This is a genomic window from Siminovitchia terrae, assembly GCF_003605405.2.
In the GTDB taxonomy this organism is placed as follows: domain Bacteria; phylum Bacillota; class Bacilli; order Bacillales; family Bacillaceae_C; genus Siminovitchia; species Siminovitchia terrae.
Genome location: NZ_QYTW02000035.1, coordinates 1 through 15628, shown reverse-complemented (window position 1 = coordinate 15628; position 15628 = coordinate 1). Strand labels below are relative to the sequence as shown.

General features: G+C 39.1%; 13 protein-coding genes. 5 read left to right on the top strand and 8 right to left on the bottom strand.

Annotation, left to right across the window (positions count from 1 at the left end):
- Window positions 1–40: 40 nt before the first annotated feature.
- Both D5F11_RS22910 and D5F11_RS22905 read right to left on the bottom strand, forming a co-directional pair.
- A complete protein-coding gene (locus tag D5F11_RS22910; protein ID WP_245998303.1) occupies window positions 41–331 on the bottom strand; it encodes a helix-turn-helix domain-containing protein in 291 nt (96 codons plus the stop codon).
- 87 nt (window positions 332–418) lie between these two features.
- Entirely contained in the window at window positions 419–628 is a 210-nt protein-coding gene (locus tag D5F11_RS22905) for a helix-turn-helix transcriptional regulator (RefSeq protein WP_245998302.1), read from the bottom strand.
- Window positions 629–838: 210 nt separating this feature from the next.
- On the opposite strand from D5F11_RS22905, the gene D5F11_RS22900 reads away from it, so the two are divergent.
- The 3 genes from D5F11_RS22900 to D5F11_RS22890 all read left to right on the top strand — a co-directional run bounded on the left by D5F11_RS22900 (window position 839) and on the right by D5F11_RS22890 (window position 3315).
- Complete coding sequence (locus tag D5F11_RS22900) at window positions 839–1216, top strand: helix-turn-helix domain-containing protein (RefSeq protein WP_120118585.1); 378 nt, start codon at window positions 839–841, stop codon at window positions 1214–1216.
- 402 nt (window positions 1217–1618) lie between these two features.
- Window positions 1619–2011 carry a hypothetical protein gene (locus D5F11_RS22895; protein WP_126646664.1) on the top strand — a complete coding sequence of 131 codons (393 nt, stop codon included), beginning with the start codon at window positions 1619–1621 and terminating at the stop codon, window positions 2009–2011.
- A 71-nt stretch (window positions 2012–2082) separates the two neighbouring features.
- Complete coding sequence (locus D5F11_RS22890) at window positions 2083–3315, top strand: site-specific integrase (RefSeq protein WP_120118587.1); 1233 nt, start codon at window positions 2083–2085, stop codon at window positions 3313–3315.
- A 149-nt stretch (window positions 3316–3464) separates the two neighbouring features.
- On the opposite strand, the gene D5F11_RS22885 is transcribed toward D5F11_RS22890, so the two are convergent.
- The 3 genes from D5F11_RS22885 to cyoE all read right to left on the bottom strand — a co-directional run bounded on the left by D5F11_RS22885 (window position 3465) and on the right by cyoE (window position 8017).
- Window positions 3465–4430, bottom strand: a complete 966-nt coding sequence (locus tag D5F11_RS22885) for an Abi family protein (protein ID WP_120118588.1) — start codon at window positions 4428–4430, stop codon at window positions 3465–3467.
- A 443-nt stretch (window positions 4431–4873) separates the two neighbouring features.
- Complete coding sequence (locus D5F11_RS22880) at window positions 4874–7015, bottom strand: ATP-dependent helicase (protein WP_120118589.1); 2142 nt, start codon at window positions 7013–7015, stop codon at window positions 4874–4876.
- 87 nt (window positions 7016–7102) lie between these two features.
- Entirely contained in the window at window positions 7103–8017 is a 915-nt protein-coding gene (gene cyoE, locus D5F11_RS22875) for a heme o synthase (protein ID WP_120118590.1), read from the bottom strand.
- Between the two features lie 571 nt (window positions 8018–8588).
- Here cyoE and D5F11_RS22870 point away from each other — a divergent pair.
- Window positions 8589–10640: a bifunctional diguanylate cyclase/phosphodiesterase gene (locus D5F11_RS22870; RefSeq protein ID WP_120118591.1), complete on the top strand. Its 2052-nt coding sequence runs from the start codon at window positions 8589–8591 to the stop codon at window positions 10638–10640.
- A 141-nt stretch (window positions 10641–10781) separates the two neighbouring features.
- On the opposite strand, the gene D5F11_RS22865 is transcribed toward D5F11_RS22870, so the two are convergent.
- The 3 genes from D5F11_RS22865 to desA all read right to left on the bottom strand — a co-directional run bounded on the left by D5F11_RS22865 (window position 10782) and on the right by desA (window position 13773).
- Window positions 10782–11393, bottom strand: a complete 612-nt coding sequence (locus D5F11_RS22865) for a response regulator transcription factor (RefSeq protein ID WP_120118592.1) — start codon at window positions 11391–11393, stop codon at window positions 10782–10784.
- Window position 11394: 1 nt separating this feature from the next.
- Window positions 11395–12531, bottom strand: a complete 1137-nt coding sequence (locus D5F11_RS22860) for a sensor histidine kinase (RefSeq protein ID WP_120118593.1) — start codon at window positions 12529–12531, stop codon at window positions 11395–11397.
- Between the two features lie 189 nt (window positions 12532–12720).
- A complete protein-coding gene (gene desA, locus D5F11_RS22855; RefSeq protein ID WP_120118594.1) occupies window positions 12721–13773 on the bottom strand; it encodes a Delta(5) desaturase DesA in 1053 nt (350 codons plus the stop codon).
- A 243-nt stretch (window positions 13774–14016) separates the two neighbouring features.
- On the opposite strand from desA, the gene D5F11_RS22850 reads away from it, so the two are divergent.
- Entirely contained in the window at window positions 14017–15369 is a 1353-nt protein-coding gene (locus D5F11_RS22850; protein WP_120118595.1) for an Nramp family divalent metal transporter, read from the top strand.
- The last annotated feature ends 259 nt before the right edge of the window (window positions 15370–15628 follow it).

Below are 15628 nucleotides of genomic sequence, written 5' to 3'. Positions count from 1 at the left end.
ACGAAAAATAGTTTCATAGGTTCCTTGCTGACGGCTCTCTTTATGTAACCGAGTTTCGCACGCTGTTTTCTTCCATCCACTTAAAAACTTCATCCCTTGGATACCTGGCTGAAACAAAACGAGCTTTCGGAAACCCTCTTCTTCCGACAATTTTGTTGACTGTCGCTTCTTTTACTTGAAATATTTCCGCCAAGTCTTTTTTAGTCAGTAGCAACGGGTATTTGTATTGCTTTTTAGAATCTTGAATACCGAGTTCATACGCTTCTTTGAAGAGTGCTTTTAATTCTTCTTTCATCAATTCCGATTTCAAATGATCTAACATAGAACTCATGATTTTCTTCCCCCTTAGTTACCTTTAAATGAATATTTACAAGGTGTGTATGTTTCAAAGAAAAAATATACACAATATGTGTATGTTTTAGTCAAAAAAAAGGACGTGAAAATCCACTTCAATAATCTCTGAAATCATTAAAGCTGTTTCAAGTGTTAATTTTATTTTTCCGCTTTCGATGTTGGCATATCCAGAAGGTGTTTTGTATCCTAACTTACGCGCCATATACGTTTGGGATATTCCTTTTTCAATCCTAATTCGTTTCAACCGATTAATGTTATAGTTCATTAGATTCATGATTACATCTTTCAACAGCCTTTCATTATTTATACACGTTACGGGTAACTCACCAACATAGTAACCTACTCATAGCGTGTATGTCAACCTAACTATTTTTCAAACTGTGAAAAATCTTTCATTTTTTGTGTAAGTATGTTAATATATTTATAAATGTTTGGATGTCCGTTTCTTTATTTTTTTATAATTTGAGGGAAAAGGTGTGTATTAATGAAAAATAATCTCTCGGAAAAGTTAAAGGCGTTACGCGAAAGTAAAAGTTGGTCCAAGACTCATGTTGCAAAGAAATTGAATGTCAATACTTTATCGACTTATGCAAATTGGGAATACGGGTTACGGACACCAGATAACGACATGATCGCCAAAATAGCCGAGCTTTACGATGTTTCCACTGATTACCTTTTAGGTATTACAAGCAAGCCTACTTCTGCGCACAGGAATGAAGAAGAAGAAGAATTTTTAAAAGCGATAAGCGATCCTAATTTAAAAAGATGGTTTATAGATCTTTCTAAGTCTGACCAAGAAGATTTAGAAAAATTACGGACTATGTGGAATTTGATTAAAGGTGAAAAAAGAGACGATAAATAAAAAAGAGATAAACAAACATTTTTTGTTTTTGGTTAAAATATAGAGATTTTAAAACGCGTTTAGAATTCAAATCTGAATACCTACCGGACGGTTTTTAATATCTACCTATCGGTAGGTATTAAAAATGCCTTTTAATAGAACATGTGTTTCGTGCAATTCGTCATGGTATAATAGTCATCGTTATAAATGGGGAATGTTAGAAAGTGAGGGTGTCTGTTGATTGGTTTAGGGCTTCGATACGGCCAGCCGGGCAGCGATACATCCTAGTAATTCCTTCAAGTTGGCTGCTGTGTCTTTAATTTATATCTATAGCAACTATGAACAAGATGGGAGGAAAAAAGCATTATGCATAATTTCATTAAAAACATTTATTCTGACATCAACATTCATCGGTGGGAACAATTGAAAGATGCATCAGTGGAAGAAGTCATCTTAGATATTTCAGAAAAATTGGGATTACATATACACTTTTATAATTATCCGACCGAACTTAACAATCTTGGCGGGGAGTGGAGAATTTACTTAAACCAAGAGCAAAGTAAGCATGATCTTTGGCAGGACTTCGGAAGAAGCATGGCTGTTTATGCTTGTTACCAAATGTTTTTGGAAGGTAAAGCAACTAGAGAATTGCACAACTTCCATTTGTATTTTTGTGTACCAAAATTTCTTATGAACCAATTATCTTTATGCGCCCAAAATATGACAAGGGAAGAAATCATACATGAAATTTCAAGGGTGTTTCATGTTGAATATGATTTTGCTGAATTGCGCCTACAATTACACTGTGCATCTTAACTAATAAGCAATACCGCACAAATCTTTTTAGGACTAAGTATGAAAGGAGGGAATCGAAACAATTATTTTGAATGCTGAAAGGAGAAATCGAAGGAGTGGCATCATTTTACAAATACCAAACAAAAAACGGGGTGTTTTGGAGGTTTGTAATTGATAATGGAAAAGACCCAATCACAGGAAAACGAAAACAGACAAGCCGGCAGGGTTTTAAAACTAAGCGAGAAGCACAGGAAATGGCTTATGAATTGGAGAAGGAAATCAAAGGTAAGGGGAGTATTTTTCAAGGAGACGACAAATCTTTTTATGATTTTTGCAATATGTGGCTAGATATTTATCAAAATCAACGAGCTGTAAAACCGGGAACTATTAGGATTAGGAAAAATGAAATCAATAATTGGCAACACTATTTTAGACATATTTCGATTGAAGATATTACCCTAAAGATGTTCCAAGATGCAATTAACGATATGAAAAAACGGTTCTCTGAAAGCACATTGGAAGGAATCTATATTACCGGAAAAATGATTTTCGAAAAGGCGGTTGAATTGGAGGTTATTAAAGAAGACCCAACACGCTACAGCTACTTTCCAAGATATACGAAAACAGTTGAAGAAATCGAAAATGAAGAAAAGCTACCTAATTATATGGAAAAGAATGAATTGTCTAATTTCCTGAAAACCTGTAAAGATCATGGTCTTCTTCATGACTATGAAATTTTTCTTACATTGGCATATACCGGATTGAGATTAGGAGAATTGTGTGCTTTAAAAACAACAGATGTATTCGAAGAAGAAGGGACTTACTTTCTAAAGATTTCTAAAACACTTTATAACCCAAAGAATATTATAAAGGATTATAAGCTGGTGACTACTAAAAACAAAACATCGAGAAGAACCATTGATATTGCACCGGTCGTCTACGACGCTTTACAAAATGTCATTTCTTATAACGAGCAATTGAAAGAAGCTACGGGAGAAGATTATCACGACGAAGATTTTATTTTTGTTAATAGCAATAAATATCCGGGGTATCCACATTACATTAAATTTGTACAACATCGAATGAACCGAATTCTCCGAATCGCAAATATGAATCCGCATTTGTCTCCACATGCTTTTCGTCATACGCATACCTCTTTATTGGCAGAAGCAGGAGTGGAATTAGAACGAATTATGAAAAGGTTAGGACATGCAAATGACGAAATCACTAAAAGGATATATCTGCATATTACTAAACCAGTTCGAGAAAAAGATGCAGAACGATTTAGTCAGTTAATGGATCAGGTTATAAATATCGAAACGTAGAAAATAACACGATAATGAAGCTTCAGAAAACCTTCAAAACCATTCGCAAAATGAAACCAACCCGTTTTGAAACAATCGTTCAAAACGGGTATATTCTAAAAAAAGACCACCATTTTTATGAGGGTCTTTTTTAAACCTATATATTGATACTAAAATCTCGTTTCCCAATTATACCGAAAGCCCATTTTAAAAAGAATATCATCGAAGCTTACAGATGAAAATTTATTTTCATATTCATTAAAGAGCAGTTTAATTTCTTTAATGAGTTGCTTATGATCTTTTCTAGGTAAAACAAGTTTAAGGAACGTTATCAAGGTAAACAACCTTCCATTATTTATATGATTTCGTGGAATGCCTAATATTTTTCCAATTTGAGCGTTTCTGGGTGGGTTGTGTACACTAAAGCTATACATTCTTTCTTCATGAGCACATACATTTCTAAAGAAATTCGCCATTTTTAGTACATCCAAAATCATAGCCGGTGTTATTTGGCAATTTTGTTGGTAATCTCTATTAAAGTTTATTGCAAAGTCCTTAGCGATAGTGTTCTGTAAACTATCAGTGAGACACATGTAAAAATAATTGATGTTGCCTAATGTTAAATAATTTACTAAAACCCATAGCGGAACACCATCATGAGAATCCAAATAATGTTTTATTGGATTCTCACCTTTTGCTTTACCTTTTTTTGATATAGTATTTGAAATTGTTGATATTAAATCAAGTACGTTTTTTAATTGATCAGGATTACGAGTATAATTCTTCAATACTAAATAAGCATGCTGTTCTTTATACTTCTCCGAAAAACGATAAGAAATTTTTGCTTTAATACTACTTTCAAACATTAATATATATTCTAATATTAAGTTTCTCAAACTTCGATCAAAAGAATAAAGCTGATATATTTCATCAAAGGTTGTACCTTTTTTATATTCCTCTGGATCAAGTGGTTTACCTTGAGTATCTAATTTAAGAAAAAGATCCTTATACCCATTTATCAAAGCATAATATCCTTCTTTTTCGAGTATTCTCAATGCTGTTGATCCATTTTTAACTTCTAAACCACGGTCACGTAAGATTCCCAATTGTTGTCTATGAGTTTTAAAAGGTTTCAAACGTCTTCATCTCCATAAAAATAGCCCAGTCCTCGTAAGGATCTGGGCCTGATCGCTAAGATCATTATATAATATGCACAAAAACATGTCAACATAACCGGTAAAGGTATAGTATAGGAAAAATCTTTGATTGAGCATATCTAAAGAGACAAATCTTTATAAAATCCACATAAAATACCGTTGTCTTTTTCATTACTTCCCAACTTATCTTTATTTTAAACCAGATAAGAAAAACATCCTTCACACAACAATTTGAGTGGAAGGATGTTTTTAAAATGTTGTTGGAATGTTGTTGATTATAATTCGTTGCCGTCAAACCCTTGTGTATCAAGGGGTTCAGGCTTCGCTTACATCATGCCGCCCATACACCCCTGTTGGAGCAACCCCGCCCAACAGGCACTTTTCCCTCTCAAATCCCCCGAGTAAGGCTCACACTCCCTTTCTCAAACAGGCTCCAGCAACCCACGTTCCAAACACATTTTAATAGAAAGAGATTTTTCCTGATTTGAAAACTGAATCCGTACGGTTTCTTCGCTGAGTGATTTGATACTGCCTGCTCCGAATACTCTATGCTTTACGGACATTCCTTGCTGGAGCTCGGACATGTCAGAAATAGCATTTGGATTAGCCTCAACAGCCTTTGTTTTTTCTCTTAGTTCCCGCCCCTGGATGGCGATTTCCTTCGATGGGTTCATGATGTTCCAGACATCGCTGACAAATTGGGATTCCATTGTTTTCGCCCCATCTCTTTGTTGATATGAAATCAATTCCAAGTGCCTTTTGGCTCGGGTCATTCCGACATAAAACAAGCGCACAGCCTCTTCTATATCCCCCTTTTTGTCTTCGGTTGATGGGATGACACCGTCGACTAAGTCGATCATGTACACTTTTTCAAACTCCAAGCCCTTCGCACTGTGGAAAGTGGAGAAGGTAACTGCATTTTCATCCTTCTTAAATTTGGATGTTTTTAGTTTTGCTTCCAAATGTTTTAAACGCGCCGCGAACTCTTCCATTGTTTTGAGTTCCTGCGCGATTTCCTCCAGCGTATTTAAAATACCCAGGAGATATTCTTTTCGGAATCCCAAGCGCTCACACATGTTCTCCAAGGCCTTCTCATATCCCAACCGATCCCTAATGACATGGATCGCATGGAGCGGCGGCATTTCTTTCATTTGACGAAAGGTATCCTTGTTATCCTTCAACCTTTCTACCTGATAATCTTTCAATGGAACGTGGTTGATAAGATTATCAAAAACAGATTCATTATTTTTGATCTGCTTTAGAGCCATCATCTGTTTTTTTGTAATATAACCATTAAGTTTTGTGTGGATTTTCTCTAAAATATCCGGCCTTTTATCCGTAAAAGTCATCCGCATAAAATTTAGGATATCGCCAACGACCCAATGAGAGAAAAAGCGGTTGTCCGAATCTTTCATGAAAAAAGGGATGCCCGCCCGGTCAAATTCATTCATCAATGCGATGGAAGAAGCATTGTTCCGATACAATACCGCAATATCCGACAAACTTTCTTCATCCCTGATTTCTTTCACCAAATATTTTGCTTGCAACTTGTAATCTGAAATTTTTTTAAATACAATAGGCTTTGACGAAAGATTTTTCGTGAACATATTTTTGGCATACCGTTTTTTGTTTTGCTTGATAAAATTGTTTGCAGTCTCTACGATCTCCTTAGAAGAACGGTAATTCTGCTCCATAAACAAAACTTCTGCACTCGGATAAGCCTTCTTGAAATCCAGCAAATAAGACGGCTCTGCCCCTCTCCAGCTGTAAATCGATTGATCATCGTCAGCCACCACACATAGATTGCGATGTTCCCTTGTCAGCTTTTCCACGATTTTATGCTGCACCAATGACGTATCCTGGCTTTCATCCGTCAATATGTAATCGTATCTGCTTTGATATTTCTTCAGAAGCTCTTTCTCATTCTCAAAAATATCATTTGCCATTGTCAGCATGTCGTCAAAATCCAGCAACAGCTTGTGATGACCTGTCTGCTTGAATTTTTCGTACCTCTGTAAAATCTTTACTGCCTTTGGAACAGTGCATTTAACCGACGACCACTCATCCTGAGCAATCATTTTATTTTTTATAAAACTGATATAGGTCATAAGCTCTTCCAGTTGATCGTCTGTCATTGTCTCACTAACAACAGATTCAAACAGCTTGCGCAAAATCAACTTCTTATGCAATCCATTTTCCGTATTCCCCTCAATAATCTGGTAATCGACCCGTTCCTCGTACAATTGCTCCCGAACAGTTTCAAAAGCCAGACTATGAATCGTAGAAAAATCTACTGGAGGAAGCTCGGGAAAAAATTGTTTAAAGCGCTCTTTCATATCGTTGGCAGAAGCCCTGCTAAAGGTAACGGCTTTTATCCGGGCAGGAGGAACCTTCTTCTGCTGAATAAGGTATCCAATTCGCATAATGATGGTCGTTGTTTTTCCCGAACCCGGCGAAGCGAGCAGAAGCAGCGGTCCTTCTGTCTGAAGCACTGCCTTTCTTTGAACCTCATTTAAGATGACAGCCGTCTCCTTCTGCATTTGGTCAAAAAAGTCTTGAGACATTGTGAAAAATCCCCTTCATCTACTGTTCATTCCATTATACCTGCTATATTTGCATGAAAAAAGAGGAGTTCAAACAACTCCTCCAGTTTACAAAGTCACTAAAAACATCATAATGAAAATAATGGCAATATAGTTGACTGACACTACAAAATTGATTCTTGCCCATTTAATATCATCTTTTACAAAAAATCCCCTAATCACCAGCCCCAGCCATGCCAGGTTCATTAAAGTCGAGACAGCAATGAATGCTGTGCCAAGCGGTGCCAAAAAGAAAGGAAAGGGCAACAGACAAGCGACATAAACAAACATTTGGCGCTTTGTCATCTCAAACCCGCGGATGACAGGAAGCATCGCCACTCCCGCCGCTTTATATTCATCATGCCTTTTCATCGCAATTGCAAAAGTATGCGGCATTTGCCAAATGAATAAAATCATAAACAGAACAATAGGAACAATGTGGTTGACAGAAGCAACCGCCGCCCACCCAATCAACGGTGTAACAGCTCCAGAAATGCTCCCCACAATCGTATTGAAGGTATATTTGCGTTTTGTCCACATCGTATACATAATCACATACGTAAACCATCCAATAAACGCATAAAGAACGGCTTCCCACGTTGTGAAAGCCAAAAAAACAAATCCAATGATGCTTAATACTATCCCAAGTATCAAGGCTGCTTTCAGCGAAATCCTCCCAGTAACGGTAGGGCGTATTTGAGTCCTGTCCATAGCAGTGTCCAAATCAACTTCATACCAGTTGTTCAAGACAAGCGCACCAGCCATGACAAGCGTGCTGCCGATGATTGTCAAAAAAAACAAATTCAGATGCATGGCGAAGGAGATATTGGTAAACACCAATGCTAACCAGAAGCCGATAAAAACGGGCAGCACATTGGCAATCAGTACAATCCCTTTGAAAAGCGCCATCATATCAGCAAAGAATGCTGCAATTTGTCCCGTCTTAATCTGTCCTTCACGAGACTCCGTCTTGCTCAATATCATTCGATTCGTCCCCTTAATAAGGCAGGTCTTTTGAACCCGCCATTAAATTCAGGCCAACCAGGCCGTTATTTCAACATGTATGGTACTATCTACTTCCATTATAATATGAGAATTTCTTTTTAGCTTAAAAGGACCAACAACTTTCACCAAAATGTTGAATCTCCCACCTTATTTATCAAATGCGCCTTGGCGTATTTGCGCCCAGATTTTATCGAGCTTTCGCTCGATAAATTTCCTGTAAAAATCTGTGGCATCCGCCGGAGGCTTTAATTTTATTCAGCCTAGGTTTGAACCCCCGCTGAATGGAATACCACAACNTCGAGCTTTCGCTCGATAAATTTCCTGTAAAAATCTGTGGCATCCGCCGGAGGCTTTAATTTTATTCAGCCTAGGTTTGAACCCCCGCTGAATGGAATACCACAACATGCATTCATCTCACCACTTATAGAAGTGGGAGACTTCTGCTGAATAAAGTTAAATCAAAACAATTCCCTTTACAAAATTCGAAAAAAACCGATAAAAAAATTAAACAGTTATTTATCTAAATTCAGTTGGAACGAGGGTTTTATTAATGGTAGAAATCACATTCGTATACAACTACTCTATTGTACTCATTTCCATTGTCATTTCAATATTTTTATGTGTCATTACATTGGATTTGTTGAGGAGGGTTCGCGGGGTAAAATCGAAAAAAAAGAGAAAGCTTTGGCTTGCAGCAAGCGCCTTAATGTTGGGAAGCTGCCTTTGGTCCATGCATTTTATCTCCTCACTGTCTCTGAAGACTGAGAATGAGGCAATTTACAATGGCCCAATAATGTTTTTTTCACTTTTTTCCACGATCACCCTGTCGTATGTTGCCTTTTATATCTTCACACTCAAAAAAGAGGCCACTTTCTCAACTCTAGCTCCTGCTTCTGTCCTGCTGGGCGCGGGCATTACAATCATGCATTATAGCGGCACATATGGAATTGTTACAAATGCATTCATCGAATATAATTATTTGCTTGTGGTCATCTCATTTGTTTCTGCGATCGGATTGTCTTTTATTTCAGGTTGTTTGTTTGCAAAGACAATCAAGGAAAGCTTCTCCCTTTTTCACATACCCGCTGCAGTCATATTATCCCTTGGAGTATACATCTCCCACTATCTGGCAATGAAATCAATGACTATCTATGCAAACCATTACGAGGTTGTTCTGTTGAAGCCAAAGAAATGGGAATTCTTTATCGGATCAAATTCTATATTGATTGGAATCGCTATCATCAACATCATTATAATGGGCTTGATGCACACCCTATCGCTGAGAGAACGAAGGACCCATGAAACAAAAATGCATTACATGGCCTATTATGACCAATTGACTGGAATCCCAAATCGAATGAAGTTTCAAAGTACTTTAAAGGATGCTATTAAGTGGAGTGAAAAAAAAAGCCATCAGCTTGCAGTCATGTTTCTAGATTTGGATAGGTTCAAAGTCTTCAATGATACGCTAGGACATCAGCTTGGGGACAGGTTACTCATCAAAGTTAGTGAACGACTAATTGAAAAGGCCCCTTCCAATGCGATGCTTGCAAGGCATGGCGGGGACGAATTCATTCTCTTGATAGAGAATACGGATGAATCAAAAGTTAAAGAAGCTGCTGAACAACTCCTAGGATTATTTATGGCCCCCTTTATTATGAACAAAAAGGAATTTTTTACAACAATAAGCATCGGCATCAGTATGTATCCAGATGATGGCAAAGATGTAGGCACTTTGATGAAAAATGCATACAAAGCAATGCATTTGGCTCAAAAAAGCGGATATAACAACTATCAATTTTTCGTACATGAAGATGATAAAATCCATGACAGGAAAATAAAAATAGAGCATGGATTGAAAAAGGCCCTCCATAATAATGAATTTGAACTGTATTATCAGCCTCAGGTACATTTGAAAAGCAAGCGGATTGTAGGGGTGGAAGCGTTGCTTCGTTGGAAGCATCCGGAATTGGGTACTATTTCCCCATACGAATTTATTCCGGTCGCCGAAACGACCGGCATGATTATACCAATTGGAAAGTGGGTCATCCAGGAAGCTTGCAAGCAAATCAAGTTATGGCAAAGCATCGGAATCCGGATAAAAATTGCCGCTAATGTCTCGGCATTGCAATTTGAGGATCAACAATTCATCGAATTGATCGACGAAACATTGAGTCAAAATTTGCTGCCTTCTAAATATCTGGAGCTGGAGATCACCGAAAGTGTCATGCAGAAGATCAACCAATCCTTTGCGATTATCAGCAAACTGAAAAACATCGGCATTAAAGTCTCTATTGATGATTTTGGTACCGGATACTCATCTTTAAGTGTGCTGAGCAGCCTGCCAATTGATGTCATCAAAATTGATAAATCTTTCGTCCAAAAAATGATGACTAACGCAAACACTGCCTCTTTGGTCAAAACAATTATAGAGATGGGAAGCAATTTGAACTTCGGATTGATTGCTGAGGGCATCGAGACAGAGGAACAAGCGAATTTCCTAATGCAAAACGGCTGCCAACTTGGGCAAGGCTTCCTTTACAGCCCACCAGTAACAAAAGAAGAAATTGAGAAGTTGCTTCATAAAGAAAACGTCATTTAAACATCAAACGGGACAACTGCTTAGAAGCTACTGTTCCTTCCGCCTGCTGAAATAGAAGTTTCCTAAAAACAGACAAGAAGGCAGTCATCCGTTACAACGGATAGCTGCCTTCTTGAGCGAAGAGAAAAACGCTGGCCTGCCCTATTTAAACCATCCTTTTTCCTTGAACCTGGCAATGGCTTCAATCCGGTTACCAACGTTCAACTTTTCAAGAATGGAAGATATATAATTTCGGATCGTACCTGGAGTCAAATACAGCTCCTTCGCAATCTCTTTTGTTGTTTTTCCTTCGGCGACAAGACTGAGAACTTCACTTTCGCGTTCAGTCAAAGGGTTCTCCATATAATCGTCGTCACCATAGGCGATATCCACCAGTTCAGGGGCGTACATGCGCCTTCCATCCATGATTAGGCGGATAGAAGAAACCAGTTCTTCAATGGGACTCTCCTTCAACAAATAGCCTCGAACTCCAGCTTTTCGGGCACGCTCAAAATATCCGGCCCTCGCAAAAGTGGTTAAAATGATGATTTTACTAGAGAAACCCTTTAGTTCCTGTGCTGCTTCAAGTCCAGTTTTAAGCGGCATTTCAATATCCATGATACAAACATCAGGTTCAAGCTCTTTTACAAGCCTGACTGCCTCTTCCCCATTTCTGGCCTGTCCGACAACTTCCATATCTTCTTCCATATTTAGCAGCGAGCCAAGGGCTCCGAGCATCATCCCCTGATCTTCGGCAATGACAATACGAATCATATCAATCAACCTCCTTCACGATATGTGTTAGTACTACGGGTACGCGAATTGTAAGCTTTGTCCCTTTTCCGCCTTCAACGTGGAGACTGCCATTCACAAATTCCAAGCGTTCCCGCATCCCCCTCAACCCGCTTCCAGGTTCGACTTTTCCTTCATTGGCAATTCCAATACCGTTATCTTCGACAGAGAGGACATATTCGTTCGGAGTTTCTTTGAATGTGATCCGACAAGCCGTACCACCACTGTGTTTCACCACATTCGTTACCGCTTCCTTCAAACACATACTCATTACGCTCTCAATGATTGCTGGAACTTGTCCCAAGGAAGAGTCGCCCTCAACTGTTAATTCCATTTCAGCTGCTTTGAACATCTGTTTCGTCCTGACTAGCTCATTGTCCAGCTTCTCCGCCCGGATATCGGCAACAAGCTCCCGCACCTCACGTAATGCGGTACTGGCGGTTTGCCTGATATCTTGCAGCTCTTTTTCTGCCGCCTGCGGATCTCGAAAAATAAGCCTCCCGGCCAAATCACTTTTCAATCCTATTAACGACAGTTTTTGGCCAAGAATATCATGCAGATCTCTCGATATCCGTTCGCGCTCTTCCAGTACGGTCAATTCAGAAATCCGTTCGTTCGCATGTTCCAGCTGCCCTTCCAGATTGATCTGCTTATTCCTATAAAAGAGATTGAAAGGAAGAAGCACCGTTCCTAGAACTGATACAAGGATAAAATGAATTTGCGGAAGGAACAAATCGATTTCTATGAAAAACCCCGCTACAATTGCCCCTACAGTAAATGCAATATGAAGACCGTAAATGATATAGAATCCAACAGGATTTCGAATGTTCCCGATAAAAAATGCTGTAAAAATAGCCAAGTACACATATCCAAATAACAAGGTCATGACAATATTTATGACAATTTCAAAACTGACCCACATATAGACAAGTCCATTATTTTTTGACTTATACGAGAACATATATGATAAAAAATACAGCAGCATTAACGTAATGCCTATTGAGATTTCCAATGGTGACGATGACCTAAAAATGAAAAAGAAGGGCAATAAGCAAAAAATAATCCATACATAAATACTCAGCCATTTATTTCTTGGAAAAATGCTAAACCAGCTACCCATATCAGATAGTCACTCCTGTCTGTCGGACATATTATATCAATGATGATTAAGAAAAGCGAAGCGCCTTGGTCAGCGCGGGCAAACAAGACGATTCCCGAGGAGACAGCTTAATCCTAAAATTTTCTATAACAAGCTATTCTTTAATATGAATGAAAAGCCATTCCACCAATATGGAATGGCTTAAACTAACTATTTTGTTTCAAAACTTATATGTTTCGGCTTCAAATTCGGCCGTTTTCTTTCTATCTGAATCCTTCGCTGTGCCTCTTTGAAGGTGACAAATACTTTATTTTCCGGATCATATAATTTATATTTCAAAGATTCAAGGCTTGTTCTAATTGTGATGGTCGTAGCATGATGAAGCGGCGGTGTCATATCATGAGCCTCTTCTAAATGATAGTTTGGTACACGCGGCGCCAAATGATGCACGTGATGAAATCCGATGTTCCCTGTTACCCATTGCAATACTCGAGGCAGTTTATAATAGGAGCTGCCTTCAACAGCTGCTTTTACATAATTCCATTCCGTCTCTTCCTCAAAATAGGAGTCTTCAAAAGTATGCTGAATATAAAAGAGCCAGACTCCGAGCATTGCTGCAGTAAACATGATGGTCCCTTGGACAATGAGAAAAGCCTGCCAACCGACAACTGCAATCATCAACGTGTACGCTATTACAATCATAAGATTGGTCAAATATGTATTCAACCGTTCTTTCTTTCTAGCGTCTTTCCTATTAATCCGATTAGAGATCAAAATTAGATACAACGGGCCCAATCCGAACATGACAAACGGATTTCTATAGAATCTGTACCAAAGACGTTGTCCTTTTGAAGCCTGTTTATATTCATCAATGGTCATCAACCAAATATCGCCAACGCCCCGCTTATCGAGATTCGAACTGGAGGCATGGTGAATCGCGTGCTCTCTTTTCCACTTTTCATATGGAAACAGAGTTATAATTCCTGTAATCGTGCCAAGTATATCATTCGCTTTTTTATTTTTGAAAAAAGACCCGTGGGTGCAGTCGTGAAAGATAATAAATATGCGAACAACGAACCCGGCAGCCACTACTGCCAAACCAAGGGTAAGCCAAATGGATACGGATAAGCTCTGATACGCCAGAAACCATAGTACCAAGAAGGGTGGAATCGTATTTAATAATTGACCAGTGCTCTTTTTCAGATCAGATTTAGCAAAAGCTGCTACGCTTTTACGCAGTTGTTTCGTCTTCTCTTTGTTCATGTGACCCTCTCCCAATTGATGTTACATCTAATGATAAGAGCAAGTACCAATTTGGAGTAGACATAAACGTCATCACTTTGGGATGATATTTGTCATATATTGTGATTAATTTCACAAAGAACACAAACTGCTTGTGAAAGAAACAGCTTTATGATATTTTTACAAAAAAAGAAATCTATTTCACTCATTTTTTTGCCTTAAGGCAACCTTGTTTCCCTCGGCTTTACTTTAGGAGTTGATTGAATGTCTGATGAACAGGAAGTAAAACGTAATGGATGGCTGCGAAAGAGCTCTAATCTTAGCTTGGAAGAAGTAAACAGCTCAATTCATGTCCCTGCAAACGCAGGCTTTTGGAGAAAATTCTTGGCATTTGCGGGGCCTGGTTCGCTAGTTGCCGTTGGCTACGTGGACCCAGGAAACTGGGCAACTTCCATCGCAGGTGGAGCAAGGTTTGGTTATACCCTTCTGAGCGTTATTCTCATTTCCAATTTGATTGCCATGTTGCTTCAAGGGCTGTCTGCGAAACTTGGTATTGTTACTGGGCGGGATCTTGCACAAGCCACAAAAGATTCGACTGGGAAAAAAACGGCGTATTTTCTTTGGATACTCACCGAAATTGCAATCATTGCAACGGATTTAGCGGAGGTGATCGGCTCCGCGATAGCACTAAACCTATTGTTCAACATTCCTTTATTACTTGGAATTTTGATTACGACATTGGACGTCATGTTGTTGCTGCTGTTGCAAAAGAAAGGATTTCGTGTCATCGAATCCATTATCATTGTACTGATGGCTACGATTTTCATTGTATTTGTCTTTGAAGTAATAGTAGCCAAACCGGAAGTATCCTCTATATTGGCAGGATACATTCCAAAAGCCGAGATTGCTGCCAATCCACAAATGCTGTTTATCGCTTTGGGAATCCTAGGGGCAACCGTGATGCCGCATAACCTATATTTACATTCATCCATTGTGCAGACAAGGAATTTTGAGCGCAGTCGTGCAGGAAAGAAAGAAGCAATCAAATTTTCAATTTTGGATTCCACTTTTTCGCTTTCCATTGCCTTTTTAATCAATTCAGCCATCTTGATTCTGGGGGCTGCCGCATTTTACGGAACAGGACTGGACGTATCGGAAATTGAAGCGGCATACAAGTTGCTAAGCCCGACTTTGGGTGTAGGAATTGCCAGCACTTTATTTGCTGTAGCACTCCTTGCTTCCGGACAGAATTCAACCATTACTGGAACCTTGACAGGACAAATCGTTATGGAAGGGTTTATCAACATGAGGATTTCCCCATGGCTCCGCCGCTTGATTACCCGTTTGATTGCAGTTATTCCCGCCTTTATCGTGACATGGATAGCTGGGTCTAAAGGTGTAGGCGAGTTGCTTTTGTGGAGCCAAGTCGTTTTGAGCCTTCAGCTCCCTTTTGCAGTCATTCCCCTTGTTTTATTCACGAGCAGCAAGGAAAAAATGGGTGAGTTTGCAAATAGTACATGGGTGAAATCGCTGGCCTGGATTTGTACGGGAGTTATTATAGCTTTAAATATCTTTTTAGTGGGTTATATTATTGTAACGGGACATGATTTAGGATGAACCTCCCCCACTTAGCCGATTAAAAAACAAATCGTCTTGAAGTGGGGGTTTCCGCTGGCCTGCGCGACATCCAGTTTTCGCCGGTGACCCCAAAGGAGCGGCCGTTGCCCGGAGGGCAGAAAAAAGATGTTGCGATACCAGATAATGTCCGTAAGACATTATAGTGGTTGAGCACCTGCAAACCAGGCTGCCACCTTCGGCAACAGAAGTACGAACGAAGAACAAAAGCGTAAGCGCCTGTTTATCGACGTACAGACTG

Bases quoted from the DNA above. Each gene is read 5' to 3' on its own strand.
- D5F11_RS22910 (WP_245998303.1), bottom strand. From the start codon at position 331: ATGAGTTCTATGTTAGATCATTTGAAATCGGAATTGATGAAAGAAGAA.
- D5F11_RS22905 (WP_245998302.1), bottom strand. From the start codon at position 628: ATGAATCTAATGAACTATAACATTAATCGGTTGAAACGAATTAGGATT.
- D5F11_RS22900 (WP_120118585.1), top strand. From the start codon at position 839: ATGAAAAATAATCTCTCGGAAAAGTTAAAGGCGTTACGCGAAAGTAAA.
- D5F11_RS22890 (WP_120118587.1), top strand. From the start codon at position 2,083: ATGCTGAAAGGAGAAATCGAAGGAGTGGCATCATTTTACAAATACCAA.
- D5F11_RS22880 (WP_120118589.1), bottom strand. From the start codon at position 7,015: ATGTCTCAAGACTTTTTTGACCAAATGCAGAAGGAGACGGCTGTCATC.
- cyoE (WP_120118590.1), bottom strand. From the start codon at position 8,017: ATGATATTGAGCAAGACGGAGTCTCGTGAAGGACAGATTAAGACGGGA.
- D5F11_RS22870 (WP_120118591.1), top strand. From the start codon at position 8,589: ATGGTAGAAATCACATTCGTATACAACTACTCTATTGTACTCATTTCC.
- D5F11_RS22865 (WP_120118592.1), bottom strand. From the start codon at position 11,393: ATGATTCGTATTGTCATTGCCGAAGATCAGGGGATGATGCTCGGAGCC.
- D5F11_RS22860 (WP_120118593.1), bottom strand. From the start codon at position 12,531: ATGGGTAGCTGGTTTAGCATTTTTCCAAGAAATAAATGGCTGAGTATT.
- desA (WP_120118594.1), bottom strand. From the start codon at position 13,773: ATGAACAAAGAGAAGACGAAACAACTGCGTAAAAGCGTAGCAGCTTTT.
- D5F11_RS22850 (WP_120118595.1), top strand. From the start codon at position 14,017: ATGTCTGATGAACAGGAAGTAAAACGTAATGGATGGCTGCGAAAGAGC.